The following is a 21683-nucleotide window of genomic DNA, read 5'->3' as shown; positions in this document are numbered from 1 at the left end:
TTTCCTCCTACATCATATAGTCATCATTTGTTGCATCAATAAGGATTTTTCCAAGCTGCTTTAAATCCTTCCACATCCATCGCGGAACCAGATCCCTGACTTTGTCATAATCTTTCTTATACAGCAAATCTCTGATCATTGTACTTGAAATCTCAATATCGCTTCTGCCAAGGTTTCTGATGGTCACATTCTTTAAAATATCATCTGTAAACCAGTTTTCCGCAATCTTCGGGTCGTCGTTGTAATAGAATGTAAAGCTTTTCTCTCCAATTTGATTAGCTATGTTGTAATAGAAGAAAGAACCCCATTCCTTTACATACCGGGCTGCATCCTCCATGCTCCAGTCTGATAAGGTCATAACCTTTACATCTGCACCGCTTAAATCCTCTTCCTGCAGTACGTTTTCAACAAGTCTTTTTCTGTATTCGATTGGAAACGGATTTCTCTTTGTATAGCTTTTGTTTGCACTGCCTATCACAACAAGCAGATTTTCGCACTCCGATGCGGCCTGTTTTATCATGTTCAGGTGTCCGTTATGGAATGGCTGTGCCCTTGTGAGTATCACACCGTTTTTATATTTCTTCTGCACTTTAACCAGTTTACGTTCATCCATGTTAAGGTCAACATATCTGTACACAGCAGCCGGTTTTCTTCCGACAATAGGTCTCTGCGACCTGTCAAGTGAAACAAGCTGTCCTGCAATCTTCTCACGGAACACCTTTGGATGAACTTCCTTTCCTAAAAGAACCTCAAACACCTTAAGCAGGTCCGGAATGGTAAACTCACGCGGCACAAGGTTAAACATAATGCCTGTATACTCAGCCTTATTCCTTATCCTCATAAGTCCTTCCAGTATAATCTGGTCATGGTCAAAAGCAAGCTTTTCGTCTGATACGCTGACCGGAACAAAGTTTTCCACTGTGATTACACCGTTTTTAAATTTCTCAGACTTGAGGGAGTATTCAATTTTAATCAAGTCGTTTGCAAACTCAAGTTTTTCATCTGCAAATTTCACATCGAACCATCTGGCATCCTTTGCGTCATCACCTGCAACGGCAGACTGCTCATATCCATATGGAAGCAGTGCAATATATGCAATATCAATAATTCTCATACGCGGGTCCCTGTCCGGCTGGCTCATGGTATAGAGTTGCTCAAGATAAATGTCTGTAAGACCTGTTTCCTCTTTAAGCTCCCTGCACGCTGCTTCATATGCTGATTCCTTTATGTTAATAAATCCGCCTGGAAGCGCCCATTTGTCTATCTCCGGATGAGCCTTTCTCTTTATCAGAAGCACCTGCATACAGCTTAAATCTTCCTTCATACGAAGCACCATCATGTCAACTGTAACCGATGGTCTGTCATAATCGCCCGGCTTATATTCTGCTAAAAACTCCCGTTCTGTTAATCCATTTACATCTACTTTATTCATGTGTTCAACTCCTATAATTACTTTCTGCGCTTCTTATATTTACTTTATGTACCTATTATAGTAACTCTTAGTAACTATGTCAAGTACTTTATAGAATTAATTATAATTTTTGCAAATTTATTATGCTTCCACAACCTGTCTGCAGGAGATGCTAATATATAAGCTCAAAAAAAAGAGGTATATTTCTGTACCTCTTCCATTATTCTGTGTTTCATGTGCATAAATCTACAGTATCTAAACAGCTTCGCTCTTTATAATCACCTCGCGCTCTTGAACCAAAAAGAATAACTTTTTCAACACAATTCTTCTTCGCCTATTCTTCCTCTTTAATTACCTTTAGAAAACGCTTGACCTCCGCCCATGCACGCTTGGACTCCGGGAAATTGAGATATCCCATCTGGAACACATGAAACATGCCTTCATACACTGACAGGCGCACCTTAACGCCCTGGTTTCTTGCCTTTGCAGCGGCATCGACCGAGTCAGATAAGAGCATCTCTATCGAGCCCGCCTGTATGAGCATTGGAGGAAAGCCTCTGAAATCGCCAAACAGCGGCGATATGTATGGATCCATTTTATCGTGGTCACCGGGATAGTCATTCACGTAGATGAGACTGTCCCTTGTGTTTCCAAACAGTGGGTCCCTTTCATAGTTCGTCTCGTATGATTCTCCGCCTGCTGTGAGGTCGGTCCACGGTGACATGGCTACTATTCCTGCCGGAATCGGCATGTCATGGTCGCGAAGATACATGGTGAGGCACATTGCAAGGCCTCCGCCCGCTGAGTCTCCTGCCAGCACAATCTGCGAGCCAAACCAGCCCTGTGACAAAAGCCATTTATAGCAGGCTATGGCATCCTCAAGTGCTGCCGGATACGGGTGCTCCGGTGCCACGCGATAGTCAGGCGTGAGCACGGAGCAGCCCTCACTTACCTCATTATAAAGGCCTGCAAATACATAGTATGCATTGCGCACTGCACCCATATATCCACCACCGTGCAGCTGCAGTATCACACGCTCTGTATTTGGATTTTCCTTTGAGGATAAAAGCTTCATAGTGAAGCCACCCATATCTATATCCTCTGTTACAAAGCAGTCCGGAACAAGCCAAGCAGGTTCCTTCATGCGCTTCCTGAGCTCTCCGGATTTTATTTTTTTACCAATTGCAAGGTCATTTGTGATATGTCCCATCAGATTGGCAAGGATTTTGCCCTGTATACTGACTTCTTCATCTGCCGCTGCTGCATCGCTATGAACTTTTTCCTCGTGCTCATTTTTAATGGCAGATAATGGATTCTTAAATGTCTTTTCAAGCTTATTTCCCAAAGCTCCTATTATTCCTGCTTCATTATCACCATTTCTGTCGCCATTTTCAATTTCCGGATGGTAGCTTCCCATCTCCTCATCCTCAAACATATGCGAATTTCCTATTCCATGAAAGCCTATCATATATGAAATCTCCGTTTCAGCTCTGTTCTGGCTCTTTTGTCACCGATAATCAGTGTTCCGAGAAACAAAAACAGCGATGCTCCCATCGCTCCCATTGCCAGATATGGGAACCATATGACCTTGACTGCCACAAGTATCATCGCAATCACGCTCATCAGCACAAGAAAAAGCTGCATCATCATGTAGCTCTGCCAGTTTCTTATGTTTACTATCATAAGTATAATTATTGCAAGAACCATCGCCAGTATGGCACTTGGGAAAACAAATGTAAGTGCCCAGCCACTGGCTCCTGTGAGCAGGTCTATGCCCTCGAGAAACAGCACCGTGAACACAAATGTGCTTACAATTTTAAAAATATATCCGTTTCTTCCGACTATTGCCAGACGCAGCGTCACATTTGCATAGATTACAACAAGAAGCACTATAAAGCTCCAGTTTATCTCATGGTCTGTCATGTAATCAACAGTTGTCAGCACAATCTGTCCTACTATAGACAGAAACAATATGATATTTTCCAGTAATCTGTATTTTCTTGATGCGCCCTTGACGTCAGGATATCTCGTACCGTTGTCATGGCTTGCTGTACTATCTGCCTTCTTTGCTGCAATATCTGTATCGTTTACGCACTTATCCGGCACATCATTATGCTGTTCAAAAACCCCTTCAGTGCCCTGATGATTGTCCGATGACAGTTCAACCGGTGCCACAACCTGCTGGCAGAGCGGGCATTTATCTGTATTGTCTGCAATATATACACCGCATTTCATGCATTTAGTCATAATACTCTCCATTTGTCTCAATTGTCACTTCCACTCCGTCATTTACAAGCTTCTTAAAAAAGCTTCTCTGAATCATCGTATCGGCCAGAATAGATGAAAAAGTAAACACCAGCGTGTCCTTGTAGGAGCATATGGTGCCCTTCATAGGCTGTCCCTTGGACATTGGTATAAAGGAATAAAAGCCTGTTATATACGGCTCGTATTCCGGCTCCACCTTTATATTTCCAATATTGGTGATAGTGGTGGTGTTTGCCAGTGCCGACTGCGTATAGACCGCCTTCATTGCCAGATTTTTTATAAAAAGAGGCACCGGTCTCATCAGGATATTTTTCTCATTTGACACACTGTATGAGAAAAGATCCTCCAGATGCTCCTTAGAAATCTGTGAATTGATGGAATCCGTCACTATTTTAAGCACCTCCTCAAATGTGTAGGAGCTGTTTTGCGGTCTGAACTCAGCAGATATCATGACAAAAAAGTTCTTTGTGGTCACGGAGTCAAAATAAGGACGAAGATTCACAGGAACTGCAACCCTGACAGGTATATCGTTTGGCATGCCGTGAAAACACTCCTGATACACACTCCACACAAAGCATGCTACCAGATAATCATTTATGGAAACTCCATAGCGGTGGCAGACCTGCTTCAGCTGTGATACAGGCATCATGCCATGTATCAGTCCAAACTCTCCATCAGGTACCTTTTCCAGCTTTAAAAGATACGCCTTCTGCCTGTTAAAGCCACTTGGCTTACTTGATTTGTAGTTCTTTACAAAGCTGTCCTCTCTATTTAAGGATGTGCCCTGCGTCAATGAATCGCCCTTTAGCTTTGCAATCTCCGGATGTGTGAGACGCAGATACTGGTAGGTGAGCTCCCTAAGGAAATTGATGCCGCCCATGCCATCTGTCAACACATGAAATACCTCAAGATTTATTCTGTTCTTATAATATGTCACCCTGAAAAGATAGCTGTGATTCTTGTTCGGTCTTATATATCTGCACGGAAATGTATTTTCCTCATGCACCTTTGGTGCCTTTTTGCCATTTTCCTCAAAATAGTTCCAGAATACTCCCATCCTGAGTCTCACATTAAACAGACCAAACTTCGGAAGCACTATATCCAATGCCTCCTGCAGCTTTTCACTGTCAATCTCATCAGTTAAGGTGACTGAGATCCTATATACATTTGTCATGCTCTCCCCCGCTATACTAGGAAACAGATTTGCTGTGTTGTCCAGCTTGTCCCAGCGGATTGAACGCGTTTTCGACATTTTAAATTCCTCGCTTATTATAATGATATAGCGAAGCAGCACCCTAATCGAGCCTGCCGTACACCTCCATCGGCACATATGCCTTTATCTGTATCCCATCAGCCACATATTCCTCCGACACAAGCTCGCCCTGTTTTCTGATGAGCTGTATCACGCCTGCCTTATCATATGGGATAATTCTCTCAATATATATCTTGTTCTCTCTTAATATCTCCTCTAAAAGAGATTTTACCTCATCTAATCCCAGATCCTTTGCCGCTGAAATGTTAAGAGTATAATCTGCCCTGAAATCATGCAGCGGTTCGTTGTCCGTGCGGGCATCCTGCTTATTAAAAAGTGTGACAAATTTCTTGTCTTTTACACCAAGATCATCCAATGTCTGGTAGGTTATGAACATCTGCTTTTCTCGCTGCATATTTGATGCGTCCACCACATGGAAAATGATGTCAGCGTACTTTGCCTCCTCAAGGGTACTCTTGAAGGCCTCTATCAGATGATGCGGCAGCTTTCTGATAAACCCGACCGTATCAGTTAAAAGCACCTGCTGCTTGCCATCAAGCGCAAGAATACGCGTTGTAGGATCAAGCGTTGCAAAGAGCTTATCCTCCTCAAGCACATCTGCCTCTGTCAGGTGATTTAACAGCGTGGACTTACCTGCGTTAGTATATCCTACTATCGCAACAACCGGTACTTTATTTTTTTCACGCTTTGCCCTTGTGATATCTCTGTGCTTCTGCACCTCTTTCAGCTCTCTTCGAAGCTGTGCTATCCTGTCATTTATAAGACGGCGGTCTACCTCAAGCTTTTTCTCTCCGGGACCTCTTGTTCCTATTCCACCGCCAAGCCTAGACATGGACTTTCCAAGTCCCGACAAACGGCTTAATCTGTACTTGAGCTGAGCAAGCTCAACCTGTATCTTGCCCTCACTTGTTGTGGCTCTTGATGCAAAAATATCAAGAATGACTAGTGTCCTGTCCATGACCTTTGTGTCAAGGTACGTCTCCAGATTCTTCTGCTGTGCCGGACTCAGCTCATCATCGCACACAATGCCTGTTGCCCCTGTACTCTCCACAAGCTCTGCAATCTCCGCAACCTTGCCGGTGCCGACATACGTGCCCGGATGAATTTTTTCTCTTCTTTGGATAAGTGTGCCTACAACTGTCGCACCTGCTGTCTTTACCAGCTCCGCAAGCTCTGAAAGTGAATCATCCGCATCATCACCGTCCTGCTCACTTACTCCGACGAGCACTACTCTCTCCTCAATATCCTCTATCTTAATAGTATCTGCCATAATCTATCTGGTCTCCAAAAACTGATATTCTCTTATTGCATCCTCATCATCAGGATAATCCTTCATGTATTCCTCCATTTTGCTCTTTGCTGTGGCAAAATCACCGGAATACTCATACGCTAGAATCATAGCTTTTGTTATCTGCTGCTTGTTCGGCACACTTTCAAGTTCAAGTGCGTTCTGAAAATAAGTAATCGCAGTGTCATAATTACCATTGTCCATCTGCGCCTGTCCCATATTCATCAGATCATAAGAATCTGCCTCACCGCTGTCTAGGTATTTCTTAAAATACTTCTGCGAGCTGTCATTGTCGCCCTGCTTCTGATATACCTCACCCATATAGTAGTTTGCCTTGACAAGCTTCTCATCAATAGCCTTTTGCAGACTCTTTATTGCTGAATCATAATCACCGAGCATGGTGTATATACGGCCTCTCTGCATATAGTCATCAGCAGTTTTTGCCTTAAACTTTAATGCCTTATCCAGGTATTCCTTTCCCTGGTCGTTCATGCCATACTTTGACAAGGTCTCATAAACGCCAAGATAGAGCTCATAATTATCATCATTCTCACTGAGCGCCGTCTTAAAATCCTTCATGCCCTTGTCTGAATCATTCTTGGCAAAATATATACAGCCTCTCAGATAGTATGCGTCAGAATCCTTATTATAATCGATAATAGCCGTATATGTATCAATCGCGCCATCCACGTCACCGCTTAAATACTGTGCCTTTGCCTTATAATAACATATGTCAAGCTCCTCTGCGCCTACTGAGCCAACCGACTGGTCCAGTGCCTTCTGAAAAGCATCGACCGCATCATCATAGCTGCCGTTTTCTATACAGTTGATGCCATACTGTCTGTACGCATCCTTGTCCTTTGCCTTATCGCCGGAGCCACAGCCGGAAAGCATGCCCGCTGTGAGCACCACGGTAAGCGTGAGTGCCATAAATTTATTCTTTATCATAATAGTTCTCCATGTGTATATTCTTCCCCTTATTATATATGTATTTGCCAAACTTGTAAATCCCGCCCTTACATTTCTGCTAGGGCCCACCGTGAACTGCGGATTATGAGATTGTAAGCTGCAATAGTACGGTTTATGGGCGTGGTGGGGGATACACAGTCTCGTGAGTGCTACGCTGCGCTGTCAAGATACTGTAGGAATTATGCCTTGTAGGCTTTCTATGCTCGACGAAACCGTCGAAACTCGCCTTCCATGGCTCGATTTCTCCTTGTCCCGGCGTCCATGCCGGGCCATTTCTGTGTTACATAAGCATAATTCAACAGTATCTAGACAGCTTCGCTATTCGCTCTCACGAGACTGTGTATCCCCCACCACGCCCACAAACCTCACTTTCCCATAAAAAATATAAGTATCGGTAAGTAGTGCAACACATCATCTCACATCTCTTCACAACATAGTAAGACGTAAGCACCGGTCATCGGTGCGCACACGTCACCCCAATCTCACCACAACGCAGCAAGACGTAAGCACCGGCCACCGGTGCGCACACGTCACCCCACACATTTTGCCACAGCGTAAGGGACGTAAGCGCAGTGGACGGCGTGCACACGTACTCTTGCGAGAGCGCATAGCGAAGCTGCCTAGTGTCTGTAGGATTATGCTTAGAACCACAGAAATGCACCGCCATGGACGGCGGGGCAAGGCGTTATGCGCCACGGACGGCGCATAAAAGCCGGTTTCGTCAGCCTGCGAACCAGCCTGGACATAATCCGTACAGACACTTGGCAGCGTAGCGTAGCGAACGCAAGAGTATGTGTGCACGCCGTCCCCGGTGCTTACGACCCGACCTACCAAAAAAAGAACCCCCGCGGGATGCACCCGCAGGAGTTCTTAAGCCCAATTTGTATTTAAAGGATGAAGAAAAATTCTAGGCCTCTAAATGCCAGATTTCATCATTGTACTGCTTGATTGTTCTGTCAGAAGAGAAGAAACCAGCCTTGCTGATGTTGACAAGCATCTTCTTAGCCCAAGCCTTCTTATCCTCATAATCAGCGTAAGCCTTCTCTTTTGTCTTGCAGTAATCCTCAAAGTCTGGGAATGTCATGAACCAGTCTTTGTTGAGGAGCTCGTTGTAAAGTCTCTCTAAGTTCTCCTTAGAACCAACCTTCATCATCTCATCACTTACAAGGAAGTCAACAGCCTTCTTTAAGTCTGCATCCTTGTCATAGTAATCCTTAGAGCAGTAGTCGCCTCTCTCATATCTGTCAATAACAGTCTGTGAATCCTCACCGAATACATAGATGTTCTCATCGCCGACAAGCTCTGCTATCTCTACGTTTGCTCCGTCACTTGTTCCAAGTGTAATAGCACCGTTAAGCATGAACTTCATGTTTCCTGTTCCTGATGCCTCCTTAGAAGCAAGAGAAATCTGCTCTGAAATATTTGCAGCCGGGAATAATTTCTCAGCTAATGTTACGTTGTAGTTCTCAACCATGAATACCTTAAGGTATGGACTTACCTCAGGATCATTGTTGATAATCTGCTGTAAGCAGAGGATTGCATGGATGATATCCTTTGCAATGATATATGCAGGAGCTGCCTTTGCACCGAAGAAGCATGTGATTGGTGTAGATGGCTTCTTGCCTGCCTTGATCTCAAAGTACTTACGGATGATGTAAAGCACGTTGAGCTGCTGTCTCTTGTACTCGTGAAGTCTCTTAACCTGGATATCAAAGATTGAATTGTCAGGTACGTCGAGATTCTGAGTCTTCTTTAAGTAAGAAGCAAGCTCTGTCTTCTTTGCGTTCTTGATGTCAACAAGCTTTGTAAGAACGGCATCATCATTGATGAAGTTGCCAAGCTTCTCTAACTCGTTTGCATCCTTCTTCCAGCCTTCACCGATAAGCTCTGTGATGTGTGCTGAAAGCTCCGGGTTACAAGACATTAACCAACGACGGAATGTGATACCGTTTGTCTTGTTGTTGAACTTCTCAGGATATAACTTGTAGAAGTTGTTGAGCTCTGTATTCTTTAAAATCTCTGTGTGGAGGTATGCAACACCGTTTACAGAATATCCGAAATGAATATCCATGTGTGCCATGTGTACAAGACCGTCCTTGATGATGTATGTGCTCTCATCAGCTACCTTTGCGCGAACCTTGTTGTCAAGCTCACGGATGATTGGCATAAGCTGTGGAACTGCCTTCTCTAAGAAGCTGATTGGCCATTTCTCAAGAGCCTCTGCAAGGATTGTGTGGTTAGTGTATGCACAAACCTTTGATACAATCTCAATAGCCTCATCCATCAGGATACCCTTCTCCTGAAGGAGACGAATAAGCTCAGGAATAACCATTGATGGATGTGTATCGTTAATCTGAACTGCTGCATAATCAGCAAGGTCATGTAAATTAGAGCCCTTTGCCTCTGCCTCTGCAAGGATAAGTCTTGCTGCGTTTGATACCATGAAATACTGCTGGTATACACGAAGGAGACGTCCTTTATCATCCGAATCATCAGGATATAAGAATAATGTAAGGTTCTTCTTGATATCATCCTTGTCGAAATCAATTGTGTCGCCTACGATTGACTCATCAACTGACTCGATGTCGAATAAGTGAAGCTTTGTTGTACGGTTGTTGTATCCAACTACGTCGATATCGTAAAGTCTTGACTGTACTGTGAATCCGCCAAAGCTTACAGGATATGTGATATCTGTCTTTGTAAGCCAGCTCTCCTTTGTAATCCATGGGTTTGGAGTCTCCTTCTGGAGATTGTTCTCAAATACCTGCTTGAATAATCCGTAGTGGTAGTTGAGACCTACACCGTCTCCGTTGAGTCCGAGTGTTGCGATTGAATCTATGAAGCATGCTGCAAGACGTCCAAGTCCACCATTTCCAAGTGAAGGCTCAAGCTCGATTTCCTCGATTTCAGCAAGTGACTTTCCGTTCCTCTCAAGAGTCTCTTTGACTTCATCGTAGATACCTAAGTTGATAAGGTTGTTTGATAAAAGCTTTCCGATAAGGAACTCTGCTGAGATGTAGTAGAGCTTTTTCTTTCCTTTGTTTGAAACCTTTTTCTCTGCCTTGTCTTTTACAAGCTCAAGTAATGCGTAGTATACTTCCTCATCTGTACTAACGCTGATGCCCTTCTGAAGCTTTGTTTCGATTTCCTGCATGATTGCCATTTTGATTTCCTCCCAAATCTGTTATCATGTGTACACGCCAATGTGTCAAATTAACTAATTTTCATTTAGCGTGCTTAACTTCTTTGTGTCATTTGATGAATCAAGTATAATCCATTACACTGCACAATTCTTGCAATATACAGTCAAAAACTTACACAATCCTATCATTTTTCGATATTTTTAGTGGTTTTTCAAGAAATAATATGCTAAAATATCATCATGAATATATTAGAATATGAAAATTATCACGAAGACAAAACACATGTGGAGCTTACGTTCCCATACAATACCTACCTGTGCTCTATTCCTCTTGATTTTTCCGGGGTTCCGCTGCACTGGCACGACGACATGGAGCTTATCTATATAAAGAAGGGCCGCGGTCATATATCTGTAGATTTTAAGGAGTACCAGGTCACTGCGCCAAGCCTTGTGCTGATTCTGCCGGGACAGCTTCACTCTATAGACCAATATATGGATGAATCGATGGAATACGAAAATATCATATTTTCCCTGTCGATGCTGCTTCCCGGAAAGTACGATTACACCAAGGAGAATTTTCTTAAACCTCTCTTAGCCGGCAGATTCACAGTCCCGACGGTTTTTACCCCGGTATATCCATACTACGAGGATGTCGTGGCTCCAATAGATGCATGCGATGAGATTTGCAAGACAATGCCGCAGGGCTACCAGCTTTATATAAAAAGCAAGCTCTACGAATTCTTTTTTGTGCTTGATAACCGATGCCGTAATCTGACAAAGCCCTTAAAAAGCAGAAAGACGCTCGATAAGATGAAGGTTGTACTCAAATATGTGGAAAATAATTATGCCGACAAAATCTCCATTGCCGATATCGCTGATGTAGCCGGTTTTTCAGAGTCTCATTTTATGAGGTATTTTAAAGAGACCATGGGTACATCATTTGTTGACTATTTAAAGGACTACCGCCTGACCATGGCTGCGAGACTTTTGCAAAGCTCAGACAGCTCGGTGCTTTCTATTTCCGGTGAAGTGGGGTTTGAAAGCCTGTCATATTTTAACAGAGCATTCAAAAAGCACTATGGCATGACACCTCTGCAGTACCGCAAGGGCAGTTGACACCACTCTAGTACAGCGAAAATTAAGTTGTTGATACATTGAGCGAGGATGCGGTTTCGAGAGTGCATGTCAAAAAACGCAGGCGTAGCGGGCTACGTCAAGGCTTTTTGGCATGTGCTATCGGAATCGCAGACCGGTCAATATATCAATTACTTATTATTCGCTGTACTAGATAGTTACAATAAAATATTTCTTAAATAAACGATGGAAAATAATCATGAAAAAAAATACATACATAAAAATGACTGCCCCATTCCGTGAAAATAACAGGGCAGCCCGAAAGCTTGAATTAATCAATAAAATATGCACTTATTTAGTTTTTATCACATACCCTGTATACGTGCTGTATCTATGCTTTACAGCCAGTCATATGCTTGCACTCTCAATCATTGCTCCGCTTGTCGGCTTTATTACAGTATCTGTTTTCAGATATATCGTAAACAGGCCACGCCCATACGAAAAATTTGATATGCCGCCTGTCATTCCAAAAGATACACACGGCAGGTCGTTTCCAAGCAGGCACGTTTTTTCTGCATTTATAATTGCATTTACTGTCTTAATCTGCTCACCTGCGGCTTCGCCTTTATGGTTCACCGGCATTTTGCTTGCAGTCCTTGCAGCTATCATTGCCTGTGTCCGTGTGATATCAGGTGTGCACTTTATCAGCGATGTTGTCGGTGCTTTTGTTTTTGCAGCCACTGAAGCATATATAGCGACTGTTTTCTTTCTATAAATAGCTGTTAGTTGTTATTTTCACCATCAACACTCTTTTTTACAGCGTTTCCGGCATCATCTACGGCATCCTTTGCGCCGTCTATTACATCCTTGCCGGCATCGCCTGCTCCGTCTATCACATCTTTTCCGGCATTGCCCGCTCCGTCTATCACATCTTTTCCGGCATCGCCTGCTCCGTCTATCACATCCTTGCCGGCATTTCCGGCGCCATCTATGATATCCTTGCCGGCTTTACCGGCATCGTCGGCGGCAGAGCCACCTCTTTGTGTATTTTCAACCATTGAGGTGTCAGCCACATTACTATTGTTTCCACAGGCTGCAAAGCTTCCTACAGCAGCGAGTGTCAGGCAAAGTGCCAATAAATATTTCATTTTCTTCATTGTATCAGTCTCCTTTTCGTTTTAGAAATAGTATGGGCATTTTACTGTTAATTATGCATTATTCTGAAATTAATCATCTCTTTAACTTTGGTTTCGTGATGAGTGCCGCGATATACGAAAAGATTAGTGCTGCCGATAATCCGACGGCACAAGCCTTAAAGCCGCCCTTAAACAAGCCAATAAAACCCTCGCTGTCCACTGCCTCCTTCACACCCTTCCACAGTACATTGCCAAAGCCCAAAAGCGGTACGTTGGCACCGGCACCTGCCCACTTTGAAAATGGCCCGTATATGCCGACAGCGCCAAGCAGCGCTCCTGTGCACACGAGCATTACCATAATTCTGCCCGGCATGAGCTTTGTTTTTTCCATCAAAATCTGTACTATGGCGCAGATGATACCGCCCACGACAAATGCTTTTACATAATCCATTATATCCTTACACCTTTCTTCTATTTTTTGAACGTACAGCCATCCACAAAAACGGCTCGTTCACCCTATTATATATGTGAAGCCATCAGCTTCAAATTACAGCTTCAAGCACCACACCGTGTGCAATTCCCGGTACTGACTCGCCCTCGTTGAAGCTGACAGGCGAAAGAAGTGCTCCTGTCGGCACAAATAGTATACGCTTCAATTCACCACTTCTTAGCTTTGGCAGGTAATATGCTGACAAAACAGTTGCCGAGCATGCACAGCCCGAACCACCTGAGCCTGTATTCTGATTCGTTGCATCAAACATCTTCATGCCACAGTCCTCATGATTTTTGCTTATGTCCACGCCTTTTTGCCTGCACAGGTCAATCAGTATCTTCTGTCCGACGCTTCCAAGGTCTCCTGTCACTATCCTGTCGTAATAGGATGCCTCTCTTCCAAAATCACTCAGGTGATTTACTATCAGCTCACAGGCCGCAGGGGCCATTGCAGCGCCCATGTTCATGGCGTCCTTTATGCCATAATCCACCACAACTCCTGTCGTGATTCCCTCAATCTGCACCTTCTTTGATATACTATCTGCATTTTCACACCCGGTCTGTATCTCATTACCACCTGCTCCACTGCCCACAATAAATGCAGCACTTCCTGTGACAGTCCACGTCGCTGACACAGGTCTTTGATTCGCATACTGGTTAGGGAAGCGAAACTGCTTTTCGGCACTGCCAAAGTGGCTCGATGTCACTGCCACCGTATGCCTTGCATACCCTGCTGCCACAAATGCCGCGGCAAGTGAGAGCGACTCCCCGCATGTGGAGCATGCTCCATACACTCCAAACCACGGAATACGGAAGTTTTCCACACCAAAGGTTGTGGCCATAGACTGTCCGAGCAGATCTCCTGCAAATACATAGTCCATGTCGGATGCATCCAGATGTGCTTTTCCAAGGGCCATTGTGAGTGCATCGCGCTGCATGGAGCTTTCTGCCTTTTCCCACGTATTCTGCCCAAACCTGTCATCTTTGCCTACAATATCAAACAGACCACCAAGCGGTCCGTCCGCCTCCTTTGTGCCTACAACCGAACTGCTTTCCAATATAAAAGGAGCCTCCGCAAAACGGAGACTCCACTTTCCCAATTTTTGCTGCATACTGACTCTCCTTACTCTTAATCTCATCAAATCATTGATTTAATTAATGTCAGTATGCACAAACATATAAAATATATTCATTCAGATATAACAGCTCTACTTGCCATCATATGACACAACTGCGTCCACATCATACTTGCTAAGCAGCTTTCTGCCATTAAGACCTGCAAGCTCAATAAGGAAAAGCATCTTCACAACCTCTCCTCCAAGCTCCTCAACAAGCTCTGCTGCTGCCTGCATTGTGCCTCCTGTAGCGATAAGATCATCCACGAGAACCACCTTCTGACCGGGCTTTACAGAGTCCTTGTGCATCTCAATTGTTGCTGTGCCATACTCAAGGTCATATGTCTTTGATACAGTCTCACATGGCAGCTTGCCTGCTTTTCTCACCATGACAAACGGTTTATGAAGCGCATATGCTATCGGCATGCCAAAAACAAATCCCCTTGATTCTGCTCCTGCTATCACATCAAAATCAAGTCCGTCAAGCCTCTTTATCATCTCATCAATTGCAAGCTTTAATCCATCTGCATCCTGGATAACACTTGTCACATCGCGGAACATGATGCCCTTCTCCGGGAAATCCGGGATAGTTCTGATATAGTCCTTTACTGTTTTCATTGTATGTACCTTCCTTATATGTATTTAATATGTATTTACAAATATATTCGTGACGCATTTGTCCTTTTTGTATGCATTACCATTTTACTCTCTTGTGGCGCCATATGCAAATCAAAATCACTTCACCTTATGATACCCATCTATGCACTCCACGACATCCACTATCTCCATCGTGCCGGCATGTGAATCAGCCACAAAGCGTATATCAAATTTGCCGTATCTCATGCCATAGATATAATCCTTGGCCTTGTTGTATGCAGCTCTTGGATCCTGTTCCAGAATATGCTCCACAGTAATGCGGGTATCTTCATCCATACAGCTTTTGAGTGCCTCATCCCTCCATATAACATGCACCGTATCCCATCTGTGCTCTGCGGCAAAGCCATCTGATGCCTTAGGATATGAGTCTGAATATGCCAGATACGGCTTTATATCATAGATTGGTGTGCCATCAAGCATATCTACACCTGACACATGAATTATGGGGCCCTTGCTGCTTTTGTACTCAACCTTATCAAGCCTTACAGAGGATAGTCCCATGCCGTTTGGGCGAAACGGTGAACGTGTGGCAAAAACACCTCTCTTTTCCCGGCCTCCAAGCCTGGGTGGTGTGACGAGCGGTGTAAATTTCTCCACCCTGTTTTCAGAAAAGCCCCATATAATCCACAAATGTGTGAACTCCTCTATTCCACGAAGCGCATCGGGATTTCTGTATTTGGGTTCAAATACTATCTGCCCTGCCGCCTCAGGCACAAGGCCGCTCTGCCTTGGAATGCCAAATTTCTCTCCAAATCCGGTGTGCATAACCGCAACCGGCTCTATAGTCTTCTCATACATATCTCTATACCAGTATTTTATTCAGTATATCATCCTCCAGCACAAGCTTCTTTGCCGCGTCGCGGTACTCCTTCTCATGTAGATATGTGTGCCTGAACGGCTTCATGGATGGCGCCATATCTATCGCATCCAGAAAATCCTGTTTTCTCATGCCAAGAGTGGCCGCATAGTCGAAAAAGCCTGTCCTTTTGAGCACAGTGCACACCCTTACATATCTGTGGTTCTGCACTACACTCATGATATAGGTTGCTATGCCGACCTGTATGCCATGAAGCTGTGGATGCTCAAGAATTTTGTCAAGCGCATGTGAAATAAGATGCTCACTGCCGCTGGTCGGCGCACTGCTTCCCGCTATCTCGTTTGCTATACCGCTCATGGCAAGCGAATCCACAAGCTCCTTTAGGAAAAGCTCATCCTTTATGCTCTCATAAGGTGTACGCACAAAGCTGTTGACCGCCTTTTTAGCGACCATCACGGCGAAGTCATTGACCACGCCTGCACCATGTGCTTCCTCAAAAATCCAGTCATAGAGTGCTGTAATCTTTGACACCATATCCCCGATGCCTGAATATATAAACTTCTCCGGTGCTGTGCGGATGACCTGTGTGTCAACTATGATACCATGCGCAAGCTTTGCAGGAACCGACGTACGCTTGCCGTGCACCAAAAGTGATGCACTGGCGCTAGAAAAACCATCGCTTGAGCTTGATGTCGGCACACTGATAAATGGCAGATTTCTTAGAAAAGCTGCATATTTTCCTGCATCTATCACCTTTCCTCCGCCCACTGATACGACTGCCTTTGCCTTGTTTGGTATGTCAAAGGCAAGGGTGATGATATCGTCTATCTCAACCGTATCAAGCTCGCTGTACTCAAGCACGGTGATACCGGCATCAGTAAGTGACTTCATTATAGCATCTCCAAACATATCTATGAGACCGTTTCCCATAAAAATGACTACGCTCGTCAGCTCCTCACTCTTTAAATACTCTCCGATTTTGTTTAATGTTCCCTTTCCCACCTTGAGAACCGATGGGATAGATATTGCTTTTCCTGTCTGCATTTTCATTCTCCTCTTTTTATTTAATATGCCCGACTATCATTGCTTTGCATCAAAAATTGTCGCACTGTGCTCTATGTTTGAAAAAAGCCTGTCAAAAAAAGTTTCTGCCCGCTCTTTATCAAGCATCCCCGGTATAAATACCGCAAACTCATCACCGCCCAGGCGAAGCACGACATCATCATCACGACATGATTTGCGCAGAGTATCAGCAATTGCTATTATCACCTTGTCACCTACCGCATGTCCATAGGTATCGTTTATTGACTTAAACTTGTCACAGTCTAAAAGCGGGTTACTTCATCACGCAAAGGTATAACAGTTTTACACCCAGGAAGTGTACAATCTCATCCAAAGTCTTTACTATCTGGTATCTGTGTGTCTGCACATTTACCAGTGCCATGGATATATAGATACTTGAAAGTGATGAATAGCTGCTAAACTTCGCTACATTATTCGACTTTGTGAAGGAATTGCGCAGCTCTACACTCCGTTGTGGTCCGCGCTTACCAACATTATACCAAATTTTTTCAAAAATGCACATAAATCATGGTATTCTTACCATTATTTTTTTCTCTTTATTTTCAATCATCGTAAGCACAGGAATGTGCTTCTTTCTGAGTGCACGTATAACCGGATATGTTTCAAATGCGTTTCCTTCCACATACACAGCCTCCGGTCTGTACTTTACAATCTGCTTCACCTGCTCCTTTACATATGCCTTCCACTGTAGCTTCTCCATCAGTACCTCTGCATATGCTGTCTCACTGTCAATCTCTGTTAATTCAAGCTGCGGAACAGGCATTGCATCAACATGACAGATATGCACACCCTTTATTCCTCGTCCTTTTGCAACATTTATAAGCAGCTCGTCTGTCTGACTGTCACATGCCATGGCTGCAGTATCTCCTTTACTGCCATACCATACTATCACAGAGCTGTCTTTATGAAGAGAAAGCGCCTTTTCGCACGCCTTTACAGCTTCATCCTGCTCCTTAACAGTCATGATAAAGCCTCCCTTATGACAGAATATCGCACCGGAAATTCCTGTAGCATTTACCAGCTCCTCACCTTCAAGCCCCAGCCACTCTGCCGGAAAAGAACACTTGTAATTCATCGAATACTCTCTTTTCTGTGGCTGTATACAAAAGCCGCCTCTGTTTGACGGAAAAATAACAAACGCAATATCCGTCTCACTCAGAGCCTTCTGACACGGTATAAACTCAGGAAGCACCAGTATTCTGCTTGCCGGATCGTGCTTTGCAAGCACCTCCTCCACTCTCTTATCGGCTCTCTCATTGCCACGGTATCTCTCAAATTTGTTTTCCAGTATCATGCCTGCTACGCTTACCGCCTGAAAGAAAGCCTCATCGCTGCCGCCCTCATAATCCCATGACGGGTTGAAATTGCCTATAAGCGTTGCAAGCTCATTTTTCTCTCCTGTATTGTCATTGTTGTCGAGAGGCTGGACAAATGACTCATCGAATTTTACCGCCAGCTCCTCGCCTAGAATATCCGCTCCAACAGCCTCCCACAGAAGGCCAAATGCCGCATACGGCACACCGTTTTCCCTGATTCTGCTGTCCTTCTGATGATGGTCAAACTCACCACGCCCTATATCAAAAACTATTCCTGTGAAATCATCAGGCACACTGTTGCCCCTTGTTATGCTGATCTCAGGGTTTATATACAAAAGCAGGGCTGATGAGAACACATCATCTGCATGAAATTTGCCACCATGTGTGAAGGCACAGGCATCCTTTTGTTTTATCTGCTCTATTAATCTGCTCATTTTTTAACCTCATATGTATTCTTTTACGTTGTGATACCTTATAACTCTTTAATCATAATTGTAATATTCAAAATGTCAATATAGTTGATGCTAAAACATCAGTTGACATAAAGGGTTGTCTGTATTACTATATATAATACAAATAATACATTTATATCACTTACAAATTTTGTCATATTACAGCCTGCTCATAAATATTGATGCATTTCAAACAGGCTATGACATATAAACAGTAAGATACAGGAGGTTCACATGATAATAGAACTCGACATGTCAAGCAGCACACCGATATATGTACAGCTTAGAAACCAGATTGTAAATGGAATAGGCAAAGGTGAGCTAAAGACCGGTGAAAAGCTTCCAACCGTGCGTCAGCTTGCAAGCGATGCCGGTGTAAACACAATGACGGTCAATAAAGCCTATCAGATTTTGAAAAATGAGGGATTTATCCGTACAGACAGACGGCTCGGCGCTTTTGTGTCAGAATCCATCGCAGATGATACAGATTTCACTGAAAAGCTGGAATCAGAGCTTGAGCTTTTAAGTGCTGAGGCCTGTCTCACCGGAATGAGCCGTGAGGAATTTTTATCAATGTGTGATAAAATGTATTCACAAATGAAACCATGTACCGCTTAGCAGAGGAGGCAGACTATGGAAATTATCATGTTTATTATCTTTATAGTTACAAACCTTTTTCTCATACTATGTATGCAATTTGCTTACACACACGCCTATAAATATGAAAATGGCATGTATCTCAATGTACATATTCCATCATCTCACAAAGAAGATGCCGAAGTAACCGAAATCGTCACCACCGGAAAATGCAAAATGAAACACTTTCAGATTGCCAATGTGATTATCTCCATTGCGATATGCTTTATTGTTTTTTTTAACATTGCCGTTTTTGTTCTGGTATATATTATCTGGATGTTTGCATATATCTTTGGAATTATTCATATTCCAAACAGCTCCCACCGGAAAATGTATGCTCTGAAAATACAAAACGGATGGATAATAGAAGCCCAACGCAAAAAGGTTTATATCGACACCTCACCAATAGATGTGGACGATGATGAATACTGGAAAACCGGCTACTACTATAATCCCGACGACAAACATATTCTCATTGAAAACCGCATGCAGTCCGGCAACTACACGTTTAATTATGCTAAAAAAGGCGCGTGGATTTTCACAGGAATCACCTGTGCAATAATAGCCGGCTGTATCATTCTGGTGTTTGTCTGCATGCTTCCTTTGATTAATATACAGGAAAAAATCACTCTGACAAACAATAACCTTACTATTTCTGCCGGTGGCTATACAAGCGAGATTGATGTAAATGACATCACAGAGCTTAAGCTTCTGAACGAGCTGCCGGAGGACAGTTTCCTGCGTACAAACGGAGCCTCTACAGACAGCTATGATATCGGCAGGTATGAAGGACGCACCCTCGGAAAGTGCAGCCTGTATGTATTCGACGGATACTCTCCTATTCTCATGATAAAATCGGATGATACACTGGTGTTTGTTAATTCTAAGGAAGATGGGGAGATAGAGAGGTTGTATGAAGAATTAAGTCAATAAATTTGTTCTTTTTATGTTATACTGTAATCGTATACCTAAAATGAAAGCAGACAAAATCTATGAAAACACGACAAGAAGCATTAAACTACGGTTTATCTTTTCCAAATACATATCAGGAAGCCCCATTCCACGACCCAAACTGGCAGCTAGTCCGCGTAAAGGACAGCAAAAAGGTTTTCCTATGGACCTACGAGCGCAATGGTTTTATCAACTTAAATGTCAAGGTATCTCCTGCCTGGCGAGACTTCTGGAGGGATGCCTTCCCATCGGTCATCCCCGGCTGGCACCAGAACAAGGACAACTGGAATACCATCATTCTCGATGGCAGCATACCTGATGACGCTATAAAAAACATGATTGCAGACAGCTATGACCTTGTCACCTATAATCCAACCCGGCTCATATATGAGGCTGTAAAAAAAATCCCAAAGGGCTGTGTTGCCACATATGCACAGGTTGCTGAGCTTGCGGGCAATAAAAAAATGTGCCGGGCTGTCGGCAATGCCCTGCACAAGAATCCCAATCCTAATGAAATTCCATGCTACAGAGTGGTAAATGCAAAAGGTGAGCTGTCAGGGGCATTTGCCTTCGGCGGAGCCGATGAACAGGCTAAACGTCTAAGATCAGATGGCATTGAGGTCATAGACGGCAGGGTTGACCTTGATAAATATGGAATACGGATTGTAGATGATGTTATATATGCAGCTTCCGAAACTGCGCCGGTGTCATCCCTGTAAGTTTCTTGAACATGACGATAAAATGGCTGGCATCTGAGTACCCCACATCAGATGCTATATCCTGCACCTTACGCCTGCTGTTTATAAGCAGTAACTCCTTGGCTTTATTTATGCGGTAGTTGGTCAGGTACTCATACACTGAGCAGTTCATAAACTCCGTAAAAACACGCGATAGATATTGCTGCGATACAAATACACCATCAGCAAGCTCCTTGGCACTGATATCGTCCATGTAGCTTTCTTCTATAGCATCTATAACAGGCTTTATAAAACGTACATAGCTTTGGTCATCATTATCGTGTGTGTGATTAGACTGGTCTGAGAGCAAAAGCATAATGCCATAACAGTCAAGTGAGAGCATTTGCGTATCACTGGAGCATTCCTTAAAGTCTTCTACAGCCTTGTTAATCGCTTCCGACACCTCCATCCCCTTATTCTCATCAATCAGCCGGTATTCCTTTTCATCAAACATTTCCCTGAAGGCTGCCGCCATTGTCCCTGTAAAAGTGGCAAACTCTGTTTTCCAGGGCAGGCTATTGCCGGATGAGATGTTTTTATTGTGATAGGAGTGTGGCACGTTTGGAGCAATGAGAATCCCCTGCCCCTTTTGCAGCTCAATCGTATGACTGTTTGACAAAATATTGTCTGAAACAGCCTGATTTCTGCTGTATACAGTTACCTCGCCCACGCCCTCCTTCGTCTGTAAATAATGGTACAGCGGATACCCCTCCGGGCGCGTCACGCTTTCCTGCTCCCATTCATTACCGACAGAGTCGAATTGAAACGGTTCTCTTGCGAAATTGCTTCCAAAATAAATAGGCATGCTTTCTCCTTTCAAAAACGGTTTAGTTTCAGAATGTTATATAATTTGGTTTATGATGTTATAC

Annotated in this window: 21 protein-coding genes and 1 pseudogene; 5 read left to right on the top strand and 17 right to left on the bottom strand. The window is 43.7% G+C overall.

Translation table 11 applies throughout. From position 1 onward, the window contains the following. Window positions 1–7: 7 nt before the first annotated feature. The 8 genes and pseudogenes from ACTQ1L_RS06200 to ACTQ1L_RS06165 form a co-directional block, all read right to left on the bottom strand. The gene (locus ACTQ1L_RS06200; protein WP_441366013.1) at window positions 8–1432 is read right to left on the bottom strand and encodes an NUDIX domain-containing protein; all 1425 of its coding nucleotides are present in this window, start codon (window positions 1430–1432) and stop codon (window positions 8–10) included. Between the two features lie 211 nt (window positions 1433–1643). Further along, a pseudogene (locus ACTQ1L_RS06195) lies at window positions 1644–1724 on the bottom strand (hypothetical protein); the annotation flags it as partial. 21 nt (window positions 1725–1745) lie between these two features. Continuing rightward, entirely contained in the window at window positions 1746–2879 is a 1134-nt protein-coding gene (locus tag ACTQ1L_RS06190) for an alpha/beta hydrolase (protein ID WP_441366012.1), read from the bottom strand. After that, window positions 2876–3658 (bottom strand): DUF6320 domain-containing protein, encoded by a 783-nt coding sequence (locus tag ACTQ1L_RS06185; RefSeq protein WP_441366010.1) that lies wholly within the window; start codon window positions 3656–3658, stop codon window positions 2876–2878. The genes ACTQ1L_RS06190 and ACTQ1L_RS06185 overlap by 4 nt, the downstream gene beginning before the upstream one ends. Then, window positions 3651–4928, bottom strand: a complete 1278-nt coding sequence (locus tag ACTQ1L_RS06180; protein ID WP_441366009.1) for a hypothetical protein — start codon at window positions 4926–4928, stop codon at window positions 3651–3653. Before ACTQ1L_RS06180 ends, ACTQ1L_RS06185 begins: the two co-directional genes overlap by 8 nt. Before the next feature lie 43 nt (window positions 4929–4971). After that, on the bottom strand, window positions 4972–6219 hold the full coding sequence (hflX, locus tag ACTQ1L_RS06175) for a GTPase HflX (protein WP_321111488.1): 1248 nt from the start codon (window positions 6217–6219) through the stop codon (window positions 4972–4974). A gap of 3 nt (window positions 6220–6222) precedes the next feature. After that, window positions 6223–7185 carry a tetratricopeptide repeat protein gene (locus ACTQ1L_RS06170; RefSeq protein ID WP_441366007.1) on the bottom strand — a complete coding sequence of 321 codons (963 nt, stop codon included), beginning with the start codon at window positions 7183–7185 and terminating at the stop codon, window positions 6223–6225. Window positions 7186–8113: 928 nt separating this feature from the next. Then, window positions 8114–10369, bottom strand: coding sequence for a glycogen/starch/alpha-glucan phosphorylase (locus ACTQ1L_RS06165; protein WP_441366006.1), 2256 nt, complete (start codon window positions 10367–10369; stop codon window positions 8114–8116). Between the two features lie 219 nt (window positions 10370–10588). Here ACTQ1L_RS06165 and ACTQ1L_RS06160 point away from each other — a divergent pair, with 219 nt between their 5' ends. Beyond that, window positions 10589–11464: an AraC family transcriptional regulator gene (locus tag ACTQ1L_RS06160; RefSeq protein WP_441366004.1), complete on the top strand. Its 876-nt coding sequence runs from the start codon at window positions 10589–10591 to the stop codon at window positions 11462–11464. Between the two features lie 217 nt (window positions 11465–11681). After that, on the top strand, window positions 11682–12197 hold the full coding sequence (locus ACTQ1L_RS06155) for a phosphatase PAP2 family protein (protein ID WP_441366003.1): 516 nt from the start codon (window positions 11682–11684) through the stop codon (window positions 12195–12197). 7 nt (window positions 12198–12204) lie between these two features. Here the strand turns inward: ACTQ1L_RS06155 and ACTQ1L_RS06150 are convergent, their stop codons facing one another. From ACTQ1L_RS06150 to ACTQ1L_RS06115, 8 genes are all read right to left on the bottom strand, one after another. Then, complete coding sequence (locus tag ACTQ1L_RS06150) at window positions 12205–12579, bottom strand: hypothetical protein (protein WP_441366001.1); 375 nt, start codon at window positions 12577–12579, stop codon at window positions 12205–12207. Between the two features lie 73 nt (window positions 12580–12652). Continuing rightward, complete coding sequence (locus tag ACTQ1L_RS06145; RefSeq protein ID WP_441365999.1) at window positions 12653–13009, bottom strand: SpoVA/SpoVAEb family sporulation membrane protein; 357 nt, start codon at window positions 13007–13009, stop codon at window positions 12653–12655. A gap of 91 nt (window positions 13010–13100) precedes the next feature. Beyond that, the gene (locus ACTQ1L_RS06140; protein WP_321111501.1) at window positions 13101–14162 is read right to left on the bottom strand and encodes a stage V sporulation protein AD; all 1062 of its coding nucleotides are present in this window, start codon (window positions 14160–14162) and stop codon (window positions 13101–13103) included. Window positions 14163–14258: 96 nt separating this feature from the next. Next, window positions 14259–14783 carry an adenine phosphoribosyltransferase gene (locus tag ACTQ1L_RS06135; RefSeq protein WP_012743258.1) on the bottom strand — a complete coding sequence of 175 codons (525 nt, stop codon included), beginning with the start codon at window positions 14781–14783 and terminating at the stop codon, window positions 14259–14261. 117 nt (window positions 14784–14900) lie between these two features. After that, window positions 14901–15620, bottom strand: coding sequence for a tRNA (N6-threonylcarbamoyladenosine(37)-N6)-methyltransferase TrmO (gene tsaA / locus ACTQ1L_RS06130; protein WP_441365998.1), 720 nt, complete (start codon window positions 15618–15620; stop codon window positions 14901–14903). 4 nt (window positions 15621–15624) lie between these two features. Further along, a complete protein-coding gene (locus tag ACTQ1L_RS06125) occupies window positions 15625–16683 on the bottom strand; it encodes an iron-containing alcohol dehydrogenase family protein (protein ID WP_441365995.1) in 1059 nt (352 codons plus the stop codon). Between the two features lie 36 nt (window positions 16684–16719). Beyond that, on the bottom strand, window positions 16720–16944 hold the full coding sequence (locus ACTQ1L_RS06120; RefSeq protein WP_321111516.1) for a GGDEF domain-containing protein: 225 nt from the start codon (window positions 16942–16944) through the stop codon (window positions 16720–16722). 283 nt (window positions 16945–17227) lie between these two features. Then, window positions 17228–18472, bottom strand: coding sequence for an MYG1 family protein (locus ACTQ1L_RS06115; RefSeq protein ID WP_441365994.1), 1245 nt, complete (start codon window positions 18470–18472; stop codon window positions 17228–17230). Window positions 18473–18724: 252 nt separating this feature from the next. Between ACTQ1L_RS06115 and ACTQ1L_RS06110 the strand changes: the two genes are divergently transcribed. From ACTQ1L_RS06110 to ACTQ1L_RS06100, 3 genes are read left to right on the top strand one after another with little or no spacing between them, the layout of a single operon-like run. Further along, the gene (locus ACTQ1L_RS06110) at window positions 18725–19108 is read left to right on the top strand and encodes a GntR family transcriptional regulator (RefSeq protein ID WP_441365993.1); all 384 of its coding nucleotides are present in this window, start codon (window positions 18725–18727) and stop codon (window positions 19106–19108) included. Between the two features lie 15 nt (window positions 19109–19123). After that, the gene (locus ACTQ1L_RS06105) at window positions 19124–20059 is read left to right on the top strand and encodes a PH domain-containing protein (protein ID WP_441365991.1); all 936 of its coding nucleotides are present in this window, start codon (window positions 19124–19126) and stop codon (window positions 20057–20059) included. A gap of 59 nt (window positions 20060–20118) precedes the next feature. Then, window positions 20119–20796, top strand: a complete 678-nt coding sequence (locus ACTQ1L_RS06100) for a methylated-DNA--[protein]-cysteine S-methyltransferase (RefSeq protein ID WP_441365989.1) — start codon at window positions 20119–20121, stop codon at window positions 20794–20796. On the opposite strand, the gene ACTQ1L_RS06095 is transcribed toward ACTQ1L_RS06100, so the two are convergent. After that, window positions 20753–21619: an AraC family transcriptional regulator gene (locus tag ACTQ1L_RS06095; RefSeq protein WP_321112483.1), complete on the bottom strand. Its 867-nt coding sequence runs from the start codon at window positions 21617–21619 to the stop codon at window positions 20753–20755. The two genes, ACTQ1L_RS06100 and ACTQ1L_RS06095, sit on opposite strands and share 44 nt — an antisense overlap. Window positions 21620–21683 lie beyond the last annotated feature (64 nt).

This window comes from Agathobacter sp. LCP21S3_B2, assembly GCF_052118705.1.
In the GTDB taxonomy this organism is placed as follows: Bacteria; Bacillota; Clostridia; order Lachnospirales; family Lachnospiraceae; genus Roseburia.
Note: the sequence above shows the minus strand (reverse complement) of the source record. Positions and strands in the feature narration are given on the sequence as shown.